Below are 24,939 nucleotides of genomic sequence, written 5' to 3' on the forward strand. Positions count from 1 at the left end.
TTACTCATGCTCACTATCCAATTCTTCAATGGTTAAATTATGGTTGGTGTAGATACAAATCTCACCTGCAATTTGCAGACTTTTTTCCACGATTTCCCGGGCTGATAATTCGGTGTTTTCCAGCAAAGCGCGTGCGGCAGACTGAGCGAATGGACCTCCGGAACCAATTGCAATCAGTCCATGCGCTTCCGGTTCAATCACATCACCATTTCCGGTAATAATCAGAGAAGCCTTATGATCGGCAACAGCCAGCAGAGCCTCCAGGCGGCGCAGCATTTTATCGGTTCGCCAGTCTTTTGCCAGTTCAACTGCTGCGCGAACCAAATGGCCTTGGTGCATCTCAAGTTTTCGCTCAAATCGTTCAAATAAAGTGAAGGCATCTGCGGTACCGCCAGCGAAGCCCGCGATCACCTTGTCTTTATAAATACGGCGTACTTTACGGGCATTTCCCTTCATCACCGTGTTACCCAGTGTCACTTGACCGTCGCCCCCAATAATTACTTTATTCCCTCGTCGTACCGAAAGAATCGTAGTACCGCGATATTGCTCCAAGGCTGATTCCTCTTTTTTAAAGTCAAAGCTGTCAAATGGGGATAGATTAGTCATTTTCAATAGATATTGAAATATTTTTTATGAGCCTCAGGCGGTGCTGCTCAATCAGGCTGGCAAGTCAGGCAGCCCTGTTCTTCGCAGAGCTGGCAAAGGCCTTTCAATTCAATAGCTGCTTGCCCCAGGTTGAAATGAGAATTTTCAGTGATCTGTTTGAATAATTGCCTGAGCTGGTTATCATACACTTCCTGCACCTGATGGCAGTGGTTACAGACCATTAAGAGTTCGGATGGCAAATGCTGCTCTGGCTGCTGGCAAAGGGTATAACACTGTATCGACTCTACTTTGTGCACTAATCCTGCGAAAACGAAATAATCCAGGACCCTGTAAACAGTAGGCGGCTGTGCATTAATTTTCGTTTCCAGCAGCAATTCAAGAATCTCATAAGCCTTTAAGGGCCTGTTTGCCGACCAAAGAATATAGAGGATTGATTTGCGAAGAGAGGTCAGTCGATTAACAAGTCCATTACAATATTGATTAAAGCGCTCAGGATACATTGTCAGGGGCTGCTGTCTTAAGAAAAGAGACGCCGTTTTCCAGTGGCTCAATAGCGAGATATTCGGCAATACTTTGTCCAATATCAGCAAAGCTGTCTCTTCTGCCAATAAAGCAGCTGGGAGTATTCTTGCCAAAAGCGAGAACCGGAATATGTTCGCGGGTATGATCAGAACCCGGCTGGGTGGGATCACAACCATGATCTGCCGCTATTACGACCAAATCGTCTGGTTGCAATATCGACAGAAGTTCAGGCAGGCGGGCATCAAATGCTTCGAGAGCCCGTGCATAACCAATAACATCACGGCGATGTCCAAAAGAAGAATCAAAATCAACAAAATTTGTAAAGACCAGGCTACCGGATGGTGCTGTATTCATAGCCTTCAGAGTTGCATCGAACAGAGCCATGTTGCCGTCAGCTTTAATGGTTTGAGTTAAACCCTGATGGGCATAAATATCAGCTACTTTTCCGATTGCAATCACTTCCCGATCATTTGCTTTGAGCTTATCCAGTAAGGTGGGTGCCGGCGGCAAAGTGGCGTAATCTTTACGATTTCCCGTTCGAGTGAACGCTCCCGGCTTGCCGATAAAGGGGCGTGCAATCACTCGGCCAATCTGGTACTCATCCACCAGGCGCCTTGCCACTTCGCAAATTTCGTACAGCCTGTCTAAACCAAAATAATCTTCATGGGCCGCAATCTGGAACACACTGTCAGCGGAGGTATAAACAATTGGCTGATTACTAAGAATATGCGCTTCACCCAATTCATCAATAATATGGGTGCCACTCGCATGTTTAAGACCCAATACTCCGGCGATTTTGGTTTCTCTGATAAAATCAGCGATCAATTTTTCGGGAAAACAGTTTGGGGTATCTGGAAAATAGCCCCATTCAAATAAAACAGGAACCCCTGCCAGTTCCCAATGTCCGCTGGGCGTATCTTTACCCAGACTCTGTTCCACCGCATAACCATAATAGCCTTGAGGCTCATCCAGAGTGCTCAAATCGATGCGGGGAATACCGGTACTTGCCAAAGCAGCATGATAGAGGCCCAGGCGTGCCAGATTAGGAAGCATCAATGGACCCTGACGAACATTTTCGCGGTCGGCTTGCCCCTCGGCACAGGCAGCGTGAATATGGCCAAAGGTATCAGCGCCCTGATCACCATAGCGGATTGCATCCTGACTCGCGCCAAGACCGAAAGAATCCATCAATAATATACAAACGCGACCCAACATATTACGCCTCCACATGCCGGCCATGAGTTTCTCTTAATCCCCATAGAGAAAACAGTGCGACTAACAAGCCTATAGGCAAAATAATGGCAGCAAACTGGTAATCGCCTAACGAATAAACCGGTGTACCGCCGTGCATTTGCATTTCCCCATGACTCATTAATAGCACACTAAAGAGATTCTGATAAATAATGTAGCCGCCCTGGGTTAAAATCGAGATTACGCTGACAGCAGTCGCTGTAATCGATATGGGACTACTTTCTGCAACCAGCGCATAACTAATGACCTGACCTGCCGTAAAAAATCCCAGCAGAAAAAATAAAATCTTCATTACTGGCAGAGAAACCGGGGCATAAAGCACGACCAGTAATGTAGCCAGCGATGCAATGACGCTGACTTTCATAGGTAATATCCTCAGACCCAGCTTGTCGGAGATCCAGCCAATGAATGGGCCACCAATGATTGCACCAAGGAATAGCAAGGTATTCACCATTGACGCATCATCTTTACTGACTCCCAGGCGCTGTACCAGATACAAAGAACCCATCATGGCACCAAATACTGCAATTGCCATATTCATCAGACTGGTATATAACGCGGCCCTTAAGGTTTGAGGATTCAGATAGGTTTGTTTAGCAACTGAAAGTACATTCAGTGATTGAGAGGAAGAGGATGGTTTGACTTGTTTTTTCTCGATAATGCCAAAGAACATTAGGCATAATATAGCCATTCCCAGCCATCCTACCTGAATCAGCGCATCCCGCCAGCCAACCTGTGATACCAGCTTGGTTAAAGGATATTGGGCTAACATGCCGCCAGTCATGGCTATGGTCACGATAATACCGGTAACCATTGCCATCTTGCGAGGAGGAAACCAGCGTGAGGCCAGGCGAATTGGGCCAAGAAAGCAAAAAGCGCTGCCAATACCAGTAATAAAGCGGCAAAGTAATGCCAGATAAAACGATTGAGCATTTGCCAGAATAAATGTGCTTAAAACACACAAAAACATGGCCAGCAATACTGTTTTTTTAGTGGAGTAGGTATCTAAAACCAGACCCGCTACGAACAGGAAAATTACATTGGAAACATAGTAAATGCTGGACAAAAAAGCCATTTTATCAGCCTGAATATGAAAATCCTGCATGATGTTGTCAGCAATGGAGGCAAACATATTGCCCTGAATAAATTCATAAAAGAAAAATAGAGAAGCGCTCACACAAACCAGCCAGGGGAGCAATGACTCACGAAGTTTTCCAGTTTCTCGGTATTCTTCCACCATATGCATGTTCACTCCTTAATTAATACGGTTGCAGTAAGTTTCGCGTATGAGCATAGAGGCAATAAATGCCAGGATGATAGCTAAGGGAAACATCCACATTGCAAACTGAAAATCCGCCGTTGAGTAATTTTGTGTACCACTGCCCGCATGGTGTTGAATCAGGAAGCCAAATAAAACCTGTCCAATACCACCGCCTCCCATAATGAGCACAGAGGCAATGCCCGTTGCAGCACCCGTATTTTCAGACGTATTGCTTTCCGCTATTAATGGATAGCTAATTACCTGTGTGCTGGTAAACAAACCCAGCATAAAAAAGAGAGCGCTTAGCTGGAACTGCGATAATTCCATATTGAAAAAGAGCGGCATTACCACGATTAAACTGCCTATAGCGCCTGCGATCATTAATAGCTTTCGGCGTCCCTGGTAATCGGAAAGCCAGCCCACTAGCGGGCAGCCAATAATACTGCCAATGAAAATCATACTGACTACATTACTGGCAGCCATTTCGGATAACTGATGCGCTTTCTGAAGATAACTCGCGCCCCATAAAGCGCAAAGCACCATAATCGGCAGATTCAGAAAAGAAGTATATAAACCGGCTAACCAGGTTTGAGAGTTGCTTAAAGCCTGGAAAAAGCCAGGCAGTAATTCAGGCCGGGAAGCAGAACGAGAAACATTGCTTTTATGGGGGCTATCCTGAATATTGATAGCAATCCATGCTAACAGCAGCCCGCCTACGCCGCTGTCAATCAGCAGGGCGTTTCGCCAGCCGAAATTATTAACTAACTGAGCCAGAGGCGTATGCGCTGTCATTCCCCCTAAAAAGGCCATGGTCACTAAAGAACCAATCACAAATGCCTGACGGCGCGGAGGAAACCAGCGTGAAACCAGCACTACACAGGATAAAAAACAAAACGCATTTCCAATCCCGGATAAAAAATGAAATATAGAGGCTAAGAGAAACGAATGAGTGACTGCAAAACCCAAAGTGCCAGCCACACAGATAAACATGGCAGTCAGAATGACCCGACGCGGTGAAAATCGATCGAGAATCAATCCTGCCGGCAACAGAAAAAGAATGTCCGCCCACAGATACATGCTGGACATCCAGCTTAGCTGGGCCGCATTCAGGTTGAAATCATCCCGTAAGGGCTGATTGATTACATCAAAAATGTTTAGCTGAAAAAATTCATAGAAGAAAAATAAACCTGCAGAAAGACAAACCAACCAGGCTTTCATACCACCACGAGGCACACCAACTACACCCGAATCCAAGGCCAATGAGTCAGACAAGCATTCCCCCAGAAAATAGACGCCAAAACTGGGGCGCATTATATCAAATATTTGCGTTAAATGGTATCGCTATTGGACAAATAACTTGCAATTTAATCCCAGCTCCCCGCAGGATGCAAGAAAGCATCGCTCGCTGCACTGAAGCAATAACGATTATCCATTATTTTGCATTTTTGTTTTTATCGGCCTAATATGTGGATTACTAAAAAATCAGTAAAAGGACTAAAATGATTCCCGCAAAAGGATATGCTGCCCTGGAACCTAAAAAAGAACTTACTCCCTACAGTTTTGAACGCCGCGCTCCCGGTGATCATGATGTATTAATCGATATAAAATATTGTGGTATCTGCCATAGCGATATTCATCAGGTGCGAGAAGAATGGGGAACAGGACTGTTTCCAATGGTTCCTGGACATGAAATAACCGGGATTGTCCGTAAAGTGGGCGCCAAAGTCAGCCAATTTAAAAAAGGCGATCATGTCGGCGTGGGCTGTTTTGTTGATTCCTGCCGGCATTGTGAAAATTGTCAGGAGCATGAGGAACAATATTGCCGGGAAGGCACTACTTTTACCTATAACAGTAAAGAAAGAGTTAACGGACATACCACCCATGGCGGATATTCCGATGCCATCGTGGTCGATGAAAATTATGTTCTGCGGATTCCTGAAAACATTCCTCTGAATAGCGCAGCACCTCTTTTATGTGCGGGAATAACGCTCTACTCTCCCCTGAGGCATTGGAATGCGGGCCCAGGTAAAAAAGTAGCCATCATTGGGTTAGGCGGCCTTGGGCACATGGGAGTCAAGCTTGCTCATGCAATGGGTGCCGAAGTGACGGTCCTTAGTCAATCGATGAAAAAAGAATCCGATGGGAAACGATTGGGAGCCGACCATTTTTATTCGACCAGCAATCCCGAAATCTTTTCCAAACTCGCTAATCATTTTGATCTGATTATCAACACGGTGTCTTCAGCGATTAACTGGGGTGATTATATGCAGCTTCTGAAAACCAATGGAACTATGGTTATTCTTGGCATTCCACCCGAAAATGTGCCTATGGTTGCTATGCCGCTGATTGCGCAAAGGCGAAGTATTGCAGGCTCATTAATCGGTGGAATTAAACAAACTCAGGAAATGCTCGATTTTTGTGGTAAACATAATATCAGCTCCGACATTGAACTCATTCCAATTGATTATGTGAATGAAGCCTATGAGCGCGTCCTCAAGAGTGATGTGCGCTACCGTTTTGTAATTGACATGCAAAGTCTGAATGATGATCATACATTGATGTAATACCTCATTTTTTCAAGGAGAGAAGTTAATGGCAAAAGTACTTTGTGTTCTTTATAAGGATCCGGTAAACGGCTATCCCAAATCCTACGCTCGGGAAGATATTCCTGCGATTAATAGCTATCCAGGTGGTCAGACCGTTCCAAACCCTGAGCACATTGATTTTAAACCAGGCGAGTTATTAGGCTCAGTCTCCGGCGAATTGGGTTTGCGCCCTTTTTTGGAAAAAATGGGACATCAACTGGTGGTTACTTCTGACAAGGAAGGGCCAGATTCTGAGTTTGAAAAAGAGCTGGTTGATGCCGATGTCGTGATTTCCCAGCCCTTCTGGCCTGCCTATTTAACTGCCGAGCGGATTGCCAAAGCAAAAAATCTGAAACTGGTGATTACAGCCGGTATCGGTTCTGACCATACTGATTTAAATGCAGCGATAGCCAAAGGCATCACCGTGGCTGAAGTTACCTACTCCAATAGCATCAGCGTCTCTGAGCACGTGGTGATGATGATACTGGCTCTGGTTAGAAATTACATCCCCTCCTATCAATGGGTAATTAATGGAGGCTGGAATATTGCCGACTGCGCTGCCCGTTCTTACGATCTTGAAGGAATGACGGTAGGCTCTCTTGGCGCTGGACGAATTGGTCTTGCGGTCATGAAACGTTTGAAACCTTTTGATGTAAAACTGCATTACACTGATCAGCATCGTTTGCCAGAAGCTACCGAAAAAGAATTAGGTCTGGTTTACCATGAGACACTGGAATCGATGATCCCGCTTTGTGATGTGTTCACCATTAATGTGCCTTTGCATGCTGAAACAGAACATTTGGTAAATGACGCCTTGATCGACAAAATGAAAAATGGCGTGTATATCGTCAATACTGCAAGAGGCAAAATCTGTGATCGCGATGCCATTGCCAGAGCGTGCAAGAATGGAAAAGTTGCAGGTTATGCAGGCGATGTATGGTTCCCGCAGCCCGCTCCGGAAGATCACCCCTGGCGCTCCATGCCTCATCATGCCATGACCCCTCATATCTCCGGAACGAGCTTATCCGCCCAGGCGCGGTATGCCGCAGGTACACGCGAAATACTGGAGTGCTGGTTTGCAGGAAAACCGATTCGCGACGAGTATTTAATTGTCGATAAACATCAACTACGTGGAGCAGGCGCTCATTCCTATACCAGCGGCAAAATAACAGTCGGTGAGATTAGTAATTAGAGATACTGCCATTAAATTAAGTAATTTTGTCCTTCCCGCGGAGGCGGGAGCCCATTCTTCAGTTAGCATTGTTGCTGGCTCAGAGATGGATCCCCTCCTGCGCGGGGAAGACTGTTTAATATTCACTTGAGCTTAAGTTAAAGGCAGTGAGAGAGTTAGAGAGAGGGATTTAAAATCACCTCTTAATCACCCTCTCCCCAGCTTGGAAGAGAGATTTTTAAGGGTTTGCCATGATTATTAAAAAAAATATTGATTTTGTGATTAATGGCGGCGAATCGCCAAGTTACAAGGTCAATCTTTGAAAACTGGGCTTGGAGGATGCGGCTAAGTTCTTAAAATCAATTGCCTTCCAGAACGAGAAGGGATTTTTTCGCCGGGCAATAACACACCCACCAGATTTAAAGGATCTACCGCAAAAATTGAAATTTCCTGTTCCACAGATTGCTGGGATGCGGCTCGTAATGAATCGACGGCATAAGCCAATGCAAACTGCTCACCGGTAAAGCCGCTGATAAATCGCCCGCCGCGGATTTCTCCCTGCGCTTCCAGTCGACGAAAACCGCTTAGCAATTCTGACCAGGACGCCGCAATTTTTTCTCGCATAACAATCTCGCGAAAACAGACCCCGTAGCGCTTTAGCAGGATTTGACAGATGGACTCAATACGCCGCTCTGGCTCTACTGGCTTAGCGGCTCGCAATAAGGACCAGCGTCCCTGACTGAATAAATTATGGCGGCGAGGGCGTCGGCCGATCCGCCGCTGCGGGTCTATCATGGCACGTAAGTTATCGAAGCTGTCAGCACTTATCAAACCTGCCGCCACCAACTCCCAGAGCGCATTTTCAACTTCTGTCTTTAACTTCTGCACATCACTGACAATATCGCTGAAGAATGAAGCGCCATGCGTTTGCAGGTAGGTATAAACCACTTGGGCGTTATAGCTTAAACTTTTTAATTCCTCTGCAGTATAGGCGGATTTTCCAGCCAGCCAGCCTGATTCTTCCCGGATTAAAAAGGTTATAGGCGTGACACTGTTCGCCTGAATAGACTTGTAACTGCTAATTTCAAGATCCTTCTCTTTCAGGGAGGATTCAATACTGGGATGGAGGCTGGGTCTGCCCCACATCACCACACCCGAGAGACAGAGGCGGTCAAGCAAATCTGGGCTGTAGTCACTGACCCTTTTGGCAAAAATCTGCTTTTCCCAGGCATTTGCCGGAATTTCGTAGGCCTGTAACTGGCGGATGACCTCTAAAACACCCTGCTCACCCTTAAGCTGGCTTTTGCCCGTGATATGCTGCCATTTAGCCAGCCAGCGAATAAATTGCAGAGCACTAACCGGTTCAATTTCCTTTCGTAATTTCGCCAGTGTCTGCTGATGAATTCTTGCCAGTAGACGCCGTTCACACCACTCCATTACGCCCTGGTTTTGTCGAAAATGTCCTCGTAGAATCTGACCGCTTGCTTCCAGTTTTAACAGACCATTATTGATCTGGCTTTCAGATAACTTTAATAAATCGACAAGTTCGCTTACATTGACTGGGCCAAGATGCTGCATCCACCCTCTCAGCATCATCAGTAAGGCGTCATCTGCCTCATAGACTTGACTATCCCAGTCAATAAAATCCTCTGTAAAGACAGCAGATGGATAAACTACCTGATAGGCATTCTTTTTCTCGGTTGCAACCCAGAATGCCTGACCCTCTACATGGGCAGTACCCGCACGACTCGCATTTTGCAATTGTTCAAACAACATAGACCAGCTATCAGGGATACGCAGATTATCACGGGAAAGACCAATCATCGTTTGCAGAAAATCATGCAGTTCATCGGCATTTCTGATATCTGGCCAGGCCTGTCTTTGAACATCGGCAATCACTTCCGCATCGAGCTGTCCCATATTGCCCTGCAGCGATTCGGGTAATATCCGCCGCATAGATACTGCCCGCGTTCGCCGCTCTTCCAAGGGCGCATCGTCAAGAAAAGCATAAGGGTTTGCATTGAGGATCTCATGCGAAAATACTGAGGGGGTTGGCGTATCCACGGCGATACAGTGTATCGTTCCCGCTTTAATCGCTTTAAGCAGTTCACGCAAGCCCTCAATATCCATCGCTTCGGTCAGGCAGTCTTTCATGGTTTCATCGATCAAAGGATGTTCAGGCAACTCCACATCCTTTCCACCCAGATTGTCCTGGCAAGCGGCGGCTTGCGGGAAAACTGCAGCCAGAAGATCATCTGCACGCATGCGTAATATATTAGGCGGCACTTTGCGGCCATTGCGGTATCGCATTAAAGCCAAAGCCCTGATTGCATCCCAACGCCAGCGGGTTGTGAAAACAGGTGATTGCAAAACGGCCTGCACCAGAACCTTTTTTATTGTTGCCGGATGGAGAAACTGAAAAACATCTTCAAGCGGAAAGCTGTGTTGCTCGGCTAAAGAGATTGCTAACCCATCGTCCGTTGCCGCTGCCTGTAATTCAAAATTAAAGGAACGGCAGAAACGTTTGCGTAATGCCAGCCCCCAGGCCTTATTGATACGCGCACCAAATGGGGCGTGAATAATTAGCTGCATTCCACCTGACTCATCAAAAAACCGCTCGGCGATAATCGTCTTTTGGCTGGGAACTGCCCCTAATAAAGCACGTCCTTCAAAGACATAATCAATCATTTGGCCCGCAGCATAATCACTGACATGACAGTGGGCGGTTAACCATTCCCTTGCTTTTTTCTGAGTTGCGGAGTCAGTAGCTGTTGGTATTGGAAGTAATTCATCTATTTTGTTTCTTAAGCTGGAAACCTGTAAAGACAATTCATTACTGCGGGCTGGTGCTTCCCCCAGCCAGAAAGGCACTGTGGGTGCTGCACCCTGAGCGTCCTCAACAATGACTCTTCCTCTGGTATTTTCAACTTTGTACACCCTCCAGGAAGTATTGCCTAACAAAATGACATCGCCGCGATGGCTTTCCACAGCGAACTCTTCATCGAGAGTACCGACTACAATCTCCTCAGGAGCAGCAATGACCGTAAATAAATTGGTTTCCGGAATTGCACCGCCATTCATAATGGCCGCCATGCGGCTGCCTCTTCTCCCCTTTACAATGCCATTGATTCGATCACGAAAGAGATAGGCTCCATAGCGCCCGCGAGAAGCGGCAATGCCTTCACTAAGCATTTCCAGAACGGTATTAAAAACCTCTCTTTTCAAATGACGATAAGGATAACTGCGTTTCACTAATTTGAATAATTCGTCCTCGTTCCACTCATCGGTGGCGCAAGCCGCTACTATCTGCTGTGCCAGAATATCCAACGGCTGCTCGGGTATTATCAACCGATCCAAATCACCGCTGTAGATACCATATACCAAAGCGGCACACTCCAGCAGCTCATCGCGGGTAGTGGCAAAAAAATGGCCTCTTGAAATTGCGCCGTGCCAATGGCCGGCACGGCCCACGCGCTGTAATGCAGCAGCCAAGGCCCGTGGTGATCCAATCTGGCACACCAGATCCACCGTACCAATATCAATGCCAAGTTCTAAAGACGCGGTTGCCACAATCACCTTTAAGGCGCCGGTTTTCAACCCATTTTCGGCTGCCAATCGTAATTTGCGCGATAAACTGCCGTGATGGGCGGCCACCAATTCCTTGCCTATGCGGTTAGCAAGGTGATGCGACATGCGCTCTGATAGTTTCCGTGTATTGACAAAGACCAGCGTGGAGCGATTCTGCATGGCCAATTCTGCTACGCGATCATAAATTTCATCCCAGACATCATTGGAAGTCACAGCCTCCAGCGCGGTTTTAGGAACCTCTACCTTAAGATCCAGATGGCGCTGATGACCGATATTAACGATATTCGGAACGGCGCGGGAACTGCCGCTTAAAAATTTAGCCACTTCTTCGATGGGTTTTTGGGTCGCAGATAAGCCAATCCGGACAGGCAATTCATAGGTCAGTTTTTCCAGACGCTCGAGAGACAAGGCCAGATGAGTTCCGCGCTTACTATTAACCAAAGCATGGATTTCATCGACGATGACAGTGCGAACTGTTTTTAACAAAGCTCGACTCTTTTCTGCAGTCAGCAACAAGTAGAATGATTCCGGTGTTGTTACCAGAATATGAGGCGGCTTTTTCAACATCGATTGCCTGTCCTTTGCCGGTGTGTCGCCAGTTCTGACAGCCACCCGAATATCATCCATTATTATGCCCGCCGCATTCGCATTCTCCTGAATTTGCTTTAAAGGGCCAAGAAGGTTCTTTTGGATATCATTGCCCAGGGCTTTCAGAGGTGAGATATAAATCACTTCGGTTTGATTCTCCAATCTGTTTTCCACTGCCGCGCGCATGAGTTGATCAAGGCAAACCATGAAGGCAGCAAAGGTTTTGCCCGAACCGGTTGGCGCAGAAATTAAAGTATGCTCGCCAGCCAGGATTCCTGGCCAACCTTCAATCTGCGGTGCGGTAGGCGTCTCAAACTGATTAACGAACCATTCCTTAATTAAGGGATGAGCCCAATCGATACTATGTGGATAGGAAGAGATCATGGCTATAGTATAGCAAATCTCGGCTTCGAAAAGGGCAAACCTGAGATTTGCAAAAAACCGATTTCAATCCTAAGTTTATTAAATGACAGGGAATAGTGAGACCCAACATGCTAGCCTTCGACCAGGATAAAGCAGAACAATTTTCGCAACATTTATTATTGCTTCTGAACCACGCCGCTTTAGCCTTAATGATATCAATAGGTCATCGCAGTAAACTCTTCGATGTAATGAGTACAATGGACGCGGCAAATAGTGAAACGATTGCCCAGAATGCAAACTTAAATGAACGCTATGTCCGGGAGTGGCTCAATGCGATGGTAACAGGCGGCATCATTGATTATGATACGCATCAAAAGCTCTATTCTTTACCAGCGGAGCATGCCGCGTTTCTGACCCGGGCAGCCTCTCCGAATAATATTGCGGTGATCGCCCAGTTTATTCCTATTCTGGCCAACGTAGAAGATTTAATCCTGAATGCGTTTATCCATGGCGGCGGCGTGCCTTATGAAGCCTATCACCGTTTTCACAGCGTCATGGCGGAACAAAGCGGACAAACTATTTATCTGGCTTTACTGGATAAGATTATTCCCTTAGTTAATGGTTTGAGGGAACAACTACAGCAAGGGATTAAAGTGCTCGATATTGGCTGCGGTTATGGACGCGCGCTCAGCTTAATGGCCGAAAATTTTCCCAATAGCCAGTTTTATGGATTTGATTTATGTGAGGAAACCATCGACCATGCCAATGCACTGGCCCTGCAGAAAGGTCTGACTAATCTTCATTTTATGCGAAGGGATTTAGCGAAATGGCATGAACAAAATCAATACGATTTGATTACCAGCTTTGATGTGATTCATGATCAAGCTCGCCCAAAGGACGTCCTCAAGGCTGTTTATGAGGCTTTAAAACCACAAGGAGTGTTTCTGATGCAAGATATAAAAACTTCCAGCCAGGTGGAAAAAAACACTAATCACCCTATTGCACCCCTCATTTATACCATTTCATGTCTGCATTGCATGACGGTTTCACTGTCACAAAACGGAGCGGGGCTGGGGGCCGCCTGGGGAGAGGAACTGGCGGAGGAAATGTTAAAAGATGCCGGATTTACCCACATTGAAAAAAGCTATCTTGAACATGACATCATGAATACTTATTACATTGTTCACAAATAAAGGATTTTACTTAAAATTCAATCTATATTTTAAACAGGCTATTTTCGCAGGTTAAACGTCATGAACTCTTTGCATCAGGCTCTTGTCGTGTGTTCCTTAAGCCTGATTATTTCTATTAGTCAGGCCCAAACTGTTCCAACTCAGCCTGGCATACTGCTTAATGATATTCATTCCGGCTTAAATCCTACTCAGCATTTACAAGTCATTCATCCGGTTTCAATAACAGAAATTCAAAATACTATTCAGAAAGCCAGGCAGAAGGGTTTATCAATCAGTATTAGCGGCGGTCAACATTCAATGGGCGGACAACAATATGGCAGAGGCACTATTAATCTGAATATGTCTCGCTTTAATAAAGTAATTGGTCTTGACAGTGACAAAGGGATTGTCGAAGTTCAGGCCGGCATTGAATGGCCAGAATTAGTTGCCTGGCTGCGTAAGAATCAAACGAATCCGCCACAGTGGGGAATCCGGCAAAAGCAAACCGGGGCGGACAAATTGAGTATTGGCGGCGCCCTGTCCTCCAATATTCATGGGAGAGGTCTTAACATGTCTCCCATAATTGATGATGTCGAATCGTTTACACTTGTGGATGCCAATGGAGATTTGCTGGAATGCAGCCGCACTCAGAACGCCGAGTTATTCAAACTGGTTATAGGAGGTTATGGACTCTTTGGCGTTATTGCAACTGTCAAACTGCGCCTGGCACCGGTAACCACACTTGAAAGAGAGGTGCAGGTAATTAATATCGATCAATTCATTCCTCTGGTAAGTCAGCGCATAAAAGAAGGTTATTTGTATGGCGATTTCCAGTTTGCAATTGATCCCGCCTCGAATGATTTCATGAAGAAAGGCATTTATTCATTGTATAAGCCAGTCAATATTCAAGTCGATACGCAAAAAGCACAGAAAGAATTGACCAATCAGGACTGGACAAAACTGCTGATATTAGCCCATAAAAACAAATCGGCAGCCTTTACAATTTACTCAAACTATTATCTGGGAACCAATGGCCAGCTTTATCGATCTGACACGCATCAAATGGGATTTTATTTAAATAATTATCATCAGCTGATTGATTCCAATTCCTCGGAAATGATTAGCGAAATTTATGTGCCGAGAGATCAGCTGGTTTCTTTGTTTAATCAATTACGCGGTGATTTTCGCAAATACAAAATCAATCTGATATACGGAACAATACGCCTGATAAAAAAAGACAATGAAAGTTATTTACCCTGGGCCACACAGGATTATGCCTGTATCGTTTTCAATTTTCATGTAGACCATTCAAAACAAGGCATAGCAAAAGCCCAGCATGATTTCCGATTAATTATCGACAGGGCCCTGGAACATAATGGCAGCTACTTCCTGACCTATCATCGCTGGGCCAGAAAAGATCAGGTTCTAAAAGCATATCCGCAATTTATTGAATTTTTAAAACTCAAAAAGAAGTATGATCCTGATGAAATTTATCAATCCAACTGGTACCGTTATTACAAACAACTGTTTAATTGTAACTCCCCAGGTTGTGGATAAGTTTGATATTAATTCAATCAAATCGTCTCACGTCATCCTGAACGCAGTGAAGGATCTTCTGAATCTGGCTCAGTTCCAAGCAGTCTGAGATCCTTCGCTACGCTCAGGATGACGTACCTGGGGAGTTAGGTTTGATTTGGATAGCAGCACCTCTTAATGTTATAATCGCTGCAAATTCTTTGTTTATTTTCATATGAGACGCATCGCTTTTCTCTTTACTTTACTGCTCTTTTCAATGCATGCAGACGCCCATTCACACTTTAATAGCCGCATCGAATCCATTCCTGAATCGACTCAAATTTTGATGAAACAATACACATGGAAACCAGGCTGTCCTGTTCCTATTAACCAACTGGTTTTAATCAAACTTTCTTACTGGGGATTTGATAAGAAAACACACCAGGGAATGATGATTGTTCATCAGGATATTGCCCCGGAAGTAGTGGAAATTTTTCGCCGTCTGTACCAAAAAAAATACCCTGTTCAGCAAATGAAATTAATGGAAGAATATAAGGGCAATGACGAATTGTCCATGCAGGCGAATAATACTTCCGCCTTTAACTGCCGCCAAGTGACCAATCAGCCAGGCATCTATTCACAGCACAGTTATGGACGCGCTATTGATATTAATCCCCTGATTAATCCCTATGTCAAAGGCGCTTTAATTTTACCGCAGCAAGCTAAGAATTTTGCGAGCCGAAAGCAATCCTATCCAGGAAAAATTGCAGATAATACCCCGTTTTATCAACTTTTCAAATCCTATCACTGGGATTGGGGCGGCAGTTGGTTTGATTTGCAGGACTATCAGCATTTTGAAAAAAGAGCCAATGGGGAAAGAAGAAATCCCTACGGATATTCCTGATTTAATTAGACCGCTATTTGCGCCAAAGGTTGTTTACCTGCCAAATCTGTGCTTAGTTTTAATGAGGGATATTTAAAATAACCGCAAAGGGAGCTTGTGATTATGGCAAATAAAATCACTAAACTAGCTAAAGCAGCAAGAAAAAAGTCAGGTAACTCCTGGGAACCTATGCAACATACTCGCAGTATTGTACAACGCTGGCATACACAATTACTGTCTGCCGATTTTTCAATTGAGGATATCAAAAGACTGGAAAATGAAATTCTTCAGGACAGCCGATTTCATCCAATTGATCTAGGCTCCAATGAAAAAATCACTTACAGTGATAGCGCTTATACACAAAAAGAAGCCATGATTGATTTTGTTCTGGCTGTATGTCCTTATCTGTCATTACATGGCTTGCATCAACTGACGTCCTTAGCCTTAACCAAAGAAATCAATACTATTGACAATACCTTCTTGCGCAATAATGAACTGGCTCGTTATTTACTGGTTTATGAATCAGGAATTTATGCCAGCAAACCCAGTGAATTAGAAGCGATGTTATTGTCTCAGTTTAAAGAAATTGCCGGTTATTTTAGCGAAGAAGGCTGGTTCAATGTCATTAATCACAGTATTTTGCAGACTCTGAGTAATTTAAAAAGAGATTATGCCGGCTTTGAACCCCTGCATCAGTCAGAAGGAGTTTCTCCGGAGATGATTCAACGCTTAAAGCACGCAGAATCTGAAATAGAAATATTCAAACCTGAGCTGGATCAGCCAGAGCTTCCTGAATGGTTTCATCCCCAAGGGGAACGAAAATGCCATCGTAAACTGCGCTTTTTTGGTTTTCGAGACAAAGAAGCCTCGCAATCCTTTAGCCACCCCTCACAAAGTGCATCCAGGCTGGATTGAACACTGATGTGCCTTTGCCTTTTGGGGTAGCAACTTGCGATACTTATTTTAGTGGCGGGGAAAAATAACATCTTACAGCGGGTATTTTACTTCCCTGAATTTCGTGATATTTTGCAGCATCGAAGTTCACAGAGGCTATTTCATGCCGCAGCTTCATTTGTCCTCTCAGGAGAAAAAAACAATTGTACTGGCTGCCTTAGGTGGAGCGCTTGAGTTTTATGACTTCATTATTTACGTCATCTTTGCTCCCTTAATCAGTGAAATATTTTTTCCACAAAGTGATCGCCTGGCCTCATTAATGAGCGTCTATGCGATTTTTGCGATTGGGTATTTTATTCGTCCGCTGGGCGGAATAATTTTCAGTCATTTTGGCGACAAATACGGGCGAAAAAAAACATTCCTCGTTTCTATTGCCCTAATGGCAATTCCTACCTTTCTAATAGGTCTTTTGCCCACCTACGAGCAATTGGGTCTGGGCGCGAGCCTGCTGCTGATTATTCTTCGGGTTTTGCAGGGGCTGTCCATCGGCGGTGAAATACCTGGTGCACTAACCTTTACCTGCGAGCATGTTGCCAGGGGAAAGCGAAGTTTTGCCTGCGGTGTAATCTTCTCTTTCCTTAACATCGGTATTCTATTAGGCAACAGCCTAAGCCTGCTGCTCAATCAGCTATTAACAGCAGAACAGTTAGCCAGTTATGGCTGGCGTATCCCCTTCCTTCTAGGCGGTGCCTTAGGCCTTATCAGCTTTATTATCCGCCGTCAGCTCAGCGAAAGTCCCCTCTTCCTGGCCTTGCACTCACAACATAAACAAACCCGCCTTCCATTTTTTGAAGCCCTTGCTAATCACTGGCGGCAGATTTTGCAGGGAGTAGGACTTACAGTGTTAGCCTGTGCCGTTATTAATTTATTATTCCTCTATCTGCCGGGATATCTCTCCGGCGTTTTGACTTATCCCAAACAACAGGCCCATCTCTTTAGTACGATTACACTGGTAATCTATACATTCCTCATGCTCTTTTTCTGCTGGATGGGCGATGGCCTTGGCCGGCGTCGGCTTCTTTGTCTTGGCGCCCTCGGATTTAGTATTTTCGGCTATCTTATTTTCCTGATATTAAGTTTTGAAACAACAGCAAGCTTAAGTGCGGCGCTGCTGCTAATTGCCGTATTAAGCAGCATGATAATGGTTTATCCCAGTCTTTTGGTGGATTTATTCCCTACTTCCATCCGTTTTACCGGGATAGCAATAGCCTACAACATCACTTTCGCCATTTTTGGAGGATTAACCCCATTAATTGCGACGCTTTTAATCAAATATACTCAGAATAAGCTGGCACCAGGGTATTATTTAATCCTTTGTGCCTTACTCTGCCTCTTCTCACTCACGACAATCAGGACGTTGTGTTTTAACAAAAATGGCCCTGGTAAAATCCATAACGAATTATCCGCTTCTTTCGGAGAATAATATGAAACGATTGAGTAAACTGCTTATTCCGGCTTTCTTTCTAAGCTTAATTTTCTCGGGTAATGCCCAAGCCTGGTATGGTGTTTATGGCGGCGGAGGGTATAGAGATCACCATCATCACGGCTATGAGCGCGGTTATGGCTGGGGTGGTTTTTACGGTGGCGGCTGGGGACCGGGACCCAATGTCATCATTAATATTCCAGCAGAGCCACGCTATTATGTGCCCTGCGAAACCGTGCGCATTTGCGATCAGGCCACCGAACAATGCTGGCTTGAACGACACTGCGGGTAAATAGACTTCCAGAGACGATCTCTTAAAAAAAACCTTACTAAAACCCTCTCTCCCTCAGGGACACTGCCATTAAATCAAGGGCTTCTGTCATTCCCGCGAAAGGCGGGAATCTATTCCTCAGTCGGCATTGTGGCTAGCTCAGAGATGGATCCCCGCCTTTCGCGGGGATGACAGTTTAATATACAATTGAGCTTAACTTAATGGCAGTGTCTGTGAGATTATTTTTATCAGGCTGCTTGAGTTCGAGCGCATACACTTTGAATTGATGTTTCAGAATTGCAATCCTTCTCATCTCCGGTTTCAGTACCAGGCTTCATCACCGGCATGTTTTTGAGTGCTTTAAGAAAACAAACAGAGTTTTTCCTGGTGGTTTCCAACTGGATAAATCCTGCTTTTTTATATAGGGATTGAGCTTGTTTAAGATTGGGCTCCGTACCCGCATAGATTGAGCTATATCCTTTCTCTATTGCCGCCGCCTGGATCTCCTCCAATATCTTTAGACCGAAGCCTTGACCGCGAAGTTCCGGCAAAAAATACAGCTTTTCCAAGGCGCAGCTTCGATTGATTAAATCCTGTGAAAAGAATCGGTTGGCATTAGAGTATTTCAAAGAAGCCGCATTCGGTCGAAAGCCGCCCCCGCCTAAAATGCGCTGGGTCTCAGTATCCTCAATCACAAAATAAACGCCTCCTTCTTTTTGGATGAAACCATAAAGATCGCTGATTCTATCTGGTAAATTATCAATGTCATAACCCCCAGACTGGCTATCTCGATATCCGTATTCGGTTAAAACATCGACGATAATTTTAGCCATACTTGCATTGTCCTCAGGCTTCATTTTCCTGATTATTCTCATACCATTCTCCTTAACAGTACTAAATATCATTCATGAAATCATTCTCCCTCATCCTATGAATAAACTTTTTCTATGAGTTTTGTCTACAATAAAAGGATTGGCCATCAGTTATATTCTGGAGCAAATATGCCCTGGACCGAGTTGTTTAAGAAAATAGACGCAATCATCTTTGATTTTGACGGGGTTATTTTTGATAGCGAATTCCTGCATTACAAGGCCTGCTGTCATGCACTAAAACCATTGGGAACTCCACTGAGCTATGAGGAATATGTTGAGCATTATCTGGGCTTCGTGGATAAGGAAATGTTCCCTCGACTGATACACAATAAAAACCATAAATTATCGGCGCGAGAAATTGATGATCTGATTGATAAAAAGGTCGCCGCATACACCCAGCTTATCCAGACCCACAATGAATTACCTCTGATTGCAGATTTTGAGGCGTTTCTTTTTAATGTGATTTCCAGGGTAAATCAGTTAGCCATTTGCAGCGGCTCTTCAAGAGCTGAAATATCAGCCGTACTCTCCAAAGTCAGCCAAGGCAAACTGTTGCAATATTTTCACACCATTGTCACAGCAGATGATGTCAAAACGGGAAAACCCTCTCCTGAAGGGTATTTATTGACTGCCAGCAAGCTGAATATTTCTCCAGAGCGCTGCCTGGTCTTTGAAGATACACCCCATGGGATCGATGCCGCCAAAAATGCCGGAATGCATGTTATTGGCCTGTTAACTACCTATAAAAATCATCATATTGCCAATGCGGATCAAATTGCCACAGGCTTCAGGCAATTGCTGGACGAAGCCCACCCGCTATGATTGAGGGCATTTAGTTGCTTCTCATTCTATCTTTGCTTAGAATAATCCCTCCTGCATTTCTCTTTAGATCGCCTGCTAAGAGATGGCCACTCGCAAAGACGATTCCCTAGCGATGCTATGGCTGCCTTGTCGTTTTTCAGTTAGCTTATCGCCCCATTGGAGATTTCATAATGTTGGTTAAAGGACTATTTTTTATCCTGCTGCAATGCATAATCACACCGTTATTTGCACACACTGCCGATGTTCGGCTGCCCAATCCCGAGTTATCATTAATCCAGAAGGCAGAACGTCTTGGTCCATTCAATCAGGAGAATAGACTTAGTTTTACTCTCTGGCTTAAATTACGTAATCAAACACAGCTGGATCAGATAGTTAAGACTATATACGACCCGCAAAGCCCAGCTTTTCAGCAATTCCTGAATGCGGATGAAGTGAAACGTGATTATCTACCCGATGAGAATATGATCAGGGCAGTTACAAGCTATTTTAAGCATCAGGGCATGCAGGTTGAGCCGCTCTACTCCAATCTGAAAATTACGGGAACTGCGGGGCAAATCGAGCAGATTTTTCATATCAAACTGAATAATTATCGTTACAGAAACAAGATTTTCTACGGCAATGACCAGGCCCCACTGATCCCTCAGAAAATCGCCGCTCATGTGGCAGGAGTCAGTGGACTGAGCAACATCCCTTACGCGAGTCCTAAACGGAGGTTCAAACCTAAAGATGTTAATATCGACACCACACATTGGCAGCCAGAGGAAATAAAACTCCTTTGGGATTCGTTTACCCCGGCCGCTCTGCCAACCACCACCTCTTTACAAGGCGTGTCCGGCAGTCATCTGAGAACGGTCTATCAGCTTAATCAAATTCCCCCGGTTAATGGGGTAGCCATTGATGGAGCTAATCAAACTATTGTGATCATCGATGGTTGCGGAAACTCAACCCCAAACCAGATACTGAACCATGTTAATCATTACAATACAGAAAATAGCCTGCCCCAGCTTAATGCCAGTAACTTTGCGGTAGTCAAGCCTGACGGCTCTCCCTACACCGGCCCCTGTGCCAATCCCAATGGATGGGATGGTGAAATTATCCTGGATATCGACGCCTCACATACCATTGCTCCGGCCGCCAACATCGTATTGGTGATGACCGATGATGTGAACAACGCAGAAGTAGCGCATGCGCTGACCACCATCACCAGCAACCAATTTTCCATTGGCGGTTTTTCCAATGCCTATGTGGTATCCAACAGCTGGGATAATGATGTGGAACATCCATTTGAAATGCTGGAAGCCATTTTACAGCTTTCTGCAGCCCAGGGTTTAAGCGTCAACTTTGCGGCTGGCGACTGCGGTGATCAAACCTATGCCAGCAGTTGGCCATGCACTATTATGGGCGCAGAACCGAGCGTGCAATATCCGGTTAGTTCAGCTTTTGTAACTGCTGTAAGCGGCACCAGTCTGTTTGTTGACCAATTCTGGAATTATGCTTTTGAAACAGGCTGGGGAACCCGGGTCAATGGCTCCTTCTACTCAGGCAGTATGGGCGGAGTCAGCCGCTATCGCAGTGCGCCAGCCTGGCAAAGTGTTATCAGCAATTTTATTGTCGGCGGCTATCCCCAAGGTACGAATAACAAACGAGCTCTGCCCGATATTGCTATGCTGGGCGACCTTTACACCGGCTTATTAACCTATTCAGACGGCTGCAATCCCTGTTGGGATGGCGGTGCCAGCCTGGCAACTCCTTTATTTTCAGGTACAGTGACTTTGGTCAATCAGGCCCGAGCAGCACTGGCAGGGGGCGCTCATCCCCTAGGCCTCGCCGCCCCTTATTTCTATGTTTATAACGCCAGTTTACTGCAGAACAAGGCGATCAACCTGATTACCCCGCCCCATCTTGTCATCAGCGGAGCAACGCCCATCAACGGAGGCCCTGTTTCTGCCTTCAAGCTACATGATCCTTATTTTAATCAGGAGATTGGATTTAATTGGGATTCATCACTCACGATTGTAGAAAATCAGTTCTGGAATGATGTGGTCGGTGTGGGCTCCCCAAACATCCCTAATTTTGTCCAAATGATGGCTAGAATGTGAGAAGCAAAGTGAACAAATTAAACCAACTATTCAAAGTCTTAAGCCTGTTAACTTTATCTCTCGTAAGCAATCTGGCACTAGCCGGCTCTCCGGTATTCACCATGATTCCGCAAACACCAGTGGTTTTGCAATTAGTAAGCGGTGAGACAGCCATTGTTAAATATCTGGTGACTAACCAGTCGCTCAAACCGCACACTATTACAATGAAACCTATCGCCGGTGTCATTCAACTAACTGATGCCGGCAGCTGTCCGAATCCTTTTATCCTGACCGCCAAGCAATCCTGCATTCTAAGTTTGAAGATTATCGCCAGTCAGATTTCCGGCAAAATCAATGAGGGACCGATTATTTGCCAGATAGCGCCTGACGGGAATCCCAGTCCACTGCTTTGTAATCAACCCAGTCCTGCTAACAGCCTGAATATCAGCGTACAGGCAGCAAATCAATACTCAGTGAACATCAGCGCCGGCAGTGGCGGCAGTGTCTCTCCCAGCGGCACCCAAGTGGTTAACAGCGGCGCAAGTCTGCCATTGTATGCCAATCCCGCCCCAGGATTTTCTGTTTATCAGTGGCTTGTCGATGGCTCGGTAGTTCAAATGGGCGGCAGCAATTTTACAGTGACCAACATCATCGCTAATCATCAGGTTTCAGTCAGTTTTACCAGCAATCCTGTTTTTTTTAGCGGCGCTCAAAACGGCAATATCTATTATTCATTTACTGGCGGCTTAAGCTGGAGTGCAACTCCACAAATGCCAGGAACCGGCAGCCCGGTCAATAGTTTATGGATCAACCCGCTGGTGATGTATTCAGGGAATGCCAATGGCTTTATTTATTATTCATTGAATAATGGGAATAGCTGGCAGCAAACCGCCTCTCCTGATGGCAGCGCCATTAACGCGGTGTTTGTACTGAATAATCAGCTGTATGCAGGAACCGCCAGTGGTTTTATTTACTATTCCGTCAATAATGGCAACAGCTGGAATCTTCTTTCTTCTCCTGATGGAAGCGCGGTAAACGCTCTGTTTTTAACTACCAGTGCCTTTTATGCTGGAACCAGTAATGGAAATGTCTATTATTCCTCCAATAACGGCATCAGCTGGACTGCAATCAATGGTTTGGTTGATGGTAGCCCGGTTAAAGGCGTTTATGTTGCGAATAACAGTCTGTTTACGAACACAGCAAACGAATATGTGTATTCCAGTAATGCACTTACAGGAGGGGGTAACTGGGGAAGTATTGCTCAGACAGTGTTTAGTCTTTTTGTTAATTCATCGGGTCTTTTATTCGCCGGAACTCAGGGAGGCTATGTCTATGCAGTCAGTGAAGGCCTGGATTTAGGTTTTATTACTTACAGCCCGATGAACGCAGTAGTGGTTTTAAATTGAAGAATGAATTGCTTAAGCATTAAGCAAACCTGTCGTCTTTGCGAACGAAGTGAAGCAACCCAGATCGAATTTTGAATAAAGTTAGGAGCTGGATTAAACAGCTGTTTGTAATATCGGTACCAATTGGATTGAAAAATTTACAAACGTAACTCCCCAGGTACGTCATCCTGAGCGTAGCGAAGGATCTCAGACGGCTTAGAACTAAGCCAGATTCAGAAGATCCTTCACTGCGTTCAGGATGACGTGAGACGATTTGATTGAATTAATATCAAACTTATCCACAACGTGGGGAGTTACAATTGATGTATCTAAGCAAGCTAGTAACTCCTCTGTTGCGGAATGATACATTCAGAGTCGAGCTTGGGGGCCCATGAGGGATCACTTGTACAATCCTTTTTGTAAAAGACCTGCTGGTAAACCCGCATATTAACGAACTTCCCTTCTTCATTCTGATCGGAATACACCCAGAGCGTCGTCCTTGAAGGATCCAGAGCAAATGAACTGTCGGCGGGAAGTTTATTTGGGAAATTCTTAAGCAATGGTGTAAAGTCTTTATAAGATATCTTCGACTCCGGTGAACTGAGCCAGGTAACCAGCTTGGCATAATCTTCGGCGGTGGGATTTAAACCCTGCTTATCCCAGGCAATTATTACAGAAAATTGAGCCTGGTTACCGCTGTAATCAAAAAGTTTTTTCTTGGCATCCGCACTCCATTGAAAGCTGCTCCAGTATTGGGTTTCTCCATTATCTGTAGTAATCGGGATTCCAAGACTTTCGCTAACTTTCAGGATAGTCTGATAGGGATTTGAGCTGGGATTGGGGTTGGGATTACGCGGGGAAACATCTCCTCCCTTGTCGCTAATACTTATTATTTTTCCGACAGGACAGACACAGGCAGGATTTTTGTCCTTACCGATGCTGTGCGTATCACCCCATATGTAGTCATTGAATAACCTGATATATAACTCTGCATGCTTCGTTCCTTCAGCAGTTAATGCATGAGGACCCGATGCGGTATCCTCCGCATGGCGTACCACAAAAACGACAGGCATGCAGCCATTGGCATTTCTGAAAGCCCCTGAAGAGCTACAGGCTGATTCGGCAGCTGAGACATCAAAAGCAATCCATCCTAGAAAAAAAGCAATAATGAGTCTCATTTTATGCTCACAGTCTGTTTATATTCTTAACAGTTTAGCAGATGGCTGACTTTCCGGAGTTGATTCATTTGTCTTAATTGAATAATATAACCAGTCATTCGATGCCCCGGTTATATGGTTTTTTAATGGATTTAATCTTTAGATTTTAAAGCATTTATAACCTGTTGTACGTGTGTATCAATCTCGCCATCATCCGAACTCAGGGAAAATAGAGAGGCTTCTCCCTTGCCCGCACCGGAATGGCCAATGATGAAGATGCGTTTACGATCTGCCATGATAGTTGCCCTCTTAATTGATGCTAAAGAAAAGCATTGTAGATCACTCTGAAAAATGCAAGAAAAAATGAACACTACAGTTCCCGAAAACACCTGCTTCAAATATAAACTGATTCATTTTAACTAAATGCTCTGGTTTATAGCCTACACTTTTCTTGAGCATGCCCATTTTATAG

20 protein-coding genes are annotated in these 24,939 nt (G+C 45.0%); 11 read left to right on the forward strand and 9 right to left on the reverse strand.

Annotation, left to right across the window (positions count from 1 at the left end):
* From hslV to E1O89_RS05955, 5 genes are all read right to left on the reverse strand, one after another.
* Positions 1-552 (reverse strand): ATP-dependent protease subunit HslV, encoded by a 552-nt coding sequence (gene hslV / locus E1O89_RS05935; protein ID WP_112220188.1) that lies wholly within the window; start codon positions 550-552, stop codon positions 1-3.
* Between the two features lie 101 nt (positions 553-653).
* Entirely contained in the window at positions 654-1,106 is a 453-nt protein-coding gene (locus tag E1O89_RS05940) for a Fur family transcriptional regulator (protein WP_133139354.1), read from the reverse strand.
* Positions 1,096-2,343, reverse strand: a complete 1,248-nt coding sequence (locus E1O89_RS05945; RefSeq protein ID WP_133139355.1) for a phosphopentomutase — start codon at positions 2,341-2,343, stop codon at positions 1,096-1,098. Before E1O89_RS05945 ends, E1O89_RS05940 begins: the two co-directional genes overlap by 11 nt.
* Position 2,344: 1 nt before the next feature.
* On the reverse strand, positions 2,345-3,625 hold the full coding sequence (locus tag E1O89_RS05950; protein ID WP_133139356.1) for an MFS transporter: 1,281 nt from the start codon (positions 3,623-3,625) through the stop codon (positions 2,345-2,347).
* Positions 3,626-3,634: 9 nt separating this feature from the next.
* Entirely contained in the window at positions 3,635-4,912 is a 1,278-nt protein-coding gene (locus E1O89_RS05955; protein WP_165483075.1) for an MFS transporter, read from the reverse strand.
* A 227-nt stretch (positions 4,913-5,139) separates the two neighbouring features.
* On the opposite strand from E1O89_RS05955, the gene E1O89_RS05960 reads away from it, so the two are divergent.
* Entirely contained in the window at positions 5,140-6,204 is a 1,065-nt protein-coding gene (locus E1O89_RS05960; protein ID WP_133139358.1) for an NAD(P)-dependent alcohol dehydrogenase, read from the forward strand.
* Positions 6,205-6,232: 28 nt separating this feature from the next.
* Positions 6,233-7,417 carry an NAD-dependent formate dehydrogenase gene (locus tag E1O89_RS05965; RefSeq protein ID WP_133139359.1) on the forward strand — a complete coding sequence of 395 codons (1,185 nt, stop codon included), beginning with the start codon at positions 6,233-6,235 and terminating at the stop codon, positions 7,415-7,417.
* 324 nt (positions 7,418-7,741) lie between these two features.
* Here E1O89_RS05965 and E1O89_RS05970 read toward each other — a convergent pair whose 3' ends face one another.
* Positions 7,742-11,956, reverse strand: a complete 4,215-nt coding sequence (locus E1O89_RS05970) for a DEAD/DEAH box helicase (RefSeq protein WP_133139360.1) — start codon at positions 11,954-11,956, stop codon at positions 7,742-7,744.
* Between the two features lie 107 nt (positions 11,957-12,063).
* Here E1O89_RS05970 and E1O89_RS05975 point away from each other — a divergent pair, with 107 nt between their 5' ends.
* The 6 genes from E1O89_RS05975 (at position 12,064) to E1O89_RS06000 (ending at position 18,174) form a co-directional block, all read left to right on the forward strand.
* Positions 12,064-13,128, forward strand: coding sequence for a class I SAM-dependent methyltransferase (locus E1O89_RS05975; protein WP_133139361.1), 1,065 nt, complete (start codon positions 12,064-12,066; stop codon positions 13,126-13,128).
* 60 nt (positions 13,129-13,188) lie between these two features.
* Positions 13,189-14,664 carry an FAD-binding oxidoreductase gene (locus E1O89_RS05980; protein WP_133139362.1) on the forward strand — a complete coding sequence of 492 codons (1,476 nt, stop codon included), beginning with the start codon at positions 13,189-13,191 and terminating at the stop codon, positions 14,662-14,664.
* Positions 14,665-14,899: 235 nt separating this feature from the next.
* Entirely contained in the window at positions 14,900-15,526 is a 627-nt protein-coding gene (locus E1O89_RS05985; protein WP_165483076.1) for a M15 family metallopeptidase, read from the forward strand.
* Between the two features lie 102 nt (positions 15,527-15,628).
* Positions 15,629-16,420, forward strand: coding sequence for a hypothetical protein (locus tag E1O89_RS05990; protein WP_133139364.1), 792 nt, complete (start codon positions 15,629-15,631; stop codon positions 16,418-16,420).
* A 142-nt stretch (positions 16,421-16,562) separates the two neighbouring features.
* Positions 16,563-17,882 carry an MFS transporter gene (locus E1O89_RS05995; RefSeq protein ID WP_133139365.1) on the forward strand — a complete coding sequence of 440 codons (1,320 nt, stop codon included), beginning with the start codon at positions 16,563-16,565 and terminating at the stop codon, positions 17,880-17,882.
* Between the two features lies 1 nt (position 17,883).
* Positions 17,884-18,174 carry a hypothetical protein gene (locus tag E1O89_RS06000; protein WP_112220092.1) on the forward strand — a complete coding sequence of 97 codons (291 nt, stop codon included), beginning with the start codon at positions 17,884-17,886 and terminating at the stop codon, positions 18,172-18,174.
* Positions 18,175-18,401: 227 nt separating this feature from the next.
* Here the strand turns inward: E1O89_RS06000 and E1O89_RS06005 are convergent, their stop codons facing one another.
* On the reverse strand, positions 18,402-19,028 hold the full coding sequence (locus tag E1O89_RS06005) for a GNAT family N-acetyltransferase (protein ID WP_165483077.1): 627 nt from the start codon (positions 19,026-19,028) through the stop codon (positions 18,402-18,404).
* Between the two features lie 126 nt (positions 19,029-19,154).
* Here E1O89_RS06005 and E1O89_RS06010 point away from each other — a divergent pair, with 126 nt between their 5' ends.
* The 3 genes from E1O89_RS06010 to E1O89_RS06020 all read left to right on the forward strand — a co-directional run bounded on the left by E1O89_RS06010 (position 19,155) and on the right by E1O89_RS06020 (position 23,331).
* Positions 19,155-19,847, forward strand: a complete 693-nt coding sequence (locus E1O89_RS06010; protein WP_133139367.1) for an HAD family hydrolase — start codon at positions 19,155-19,157, stop codon at positions 19,845-19,847.
* 170 nt (positions 19,848-20,017) lie between these two features.
* The gene (locus E1O89_RS06015) at positions 20,018-21,946 is read left to right on the forward strand and encodes a protease pro-enzyme activation domain-containing protein (RefSeq protein WP_133139368.1); all 1,929 of its coding nucleotides are present in this window, start codon (positions 20,018-20,020) and stop codon (positions 21,944-21,946) included.
* Between the two features lie 8 nt (positions 21,947-21,954).
* A complete protein-coding gene (locus tag E1O89_RS06020) occupies positions 21,955-23,331 on the forward strand; it encodes a WD40/YVTN/BNR-like repeat-containing protein (RefSeq protein ID WP_133139369.1) in 1,377 nt (458 codons plus the stop codon).
* A gap of 317 nt (positions 23,332-23,648) precedes the next feature.
* Here E1O89_RS06020 and E1O89_RS06025 read toward each other — a convergent pair whose 3' ends face one another.
* Positions 23,649-24,488: a hypothetical protein gene (locus tag E1O89_RS06025; protein ID WP_133139370.1), complete on the reverse strand. Its 840-nt coding sequence runs from the start codon at positions 24,486-24,488 to the stop codon at positions 23,649-23,651.
* A gap of 131 nt (positions 24,489-24,619) precedes the next feature.
* A complete protein-coding gene (locus tag E1O89_RS15405) occupies positions 24,620-24,763 on the reverse strand; it encodes a hypothetical protein (protein WP_165483078.1) in 144 nt (47 codons plus the stop codon).
* Positions 24,764-24,939 lie beyond the last annotated feature (176 nt).

The organism is Legionella genomosp. 1 (genome assembly GCF_900640215.1).
GTDB classification, from domain to species: domain Bacteria; phylum Pseudomonadota; class Gammaproteobacteria; order Legionellales; family Legionellaceae; genus Legionella_C; species Legionella_C quinlivanii_A.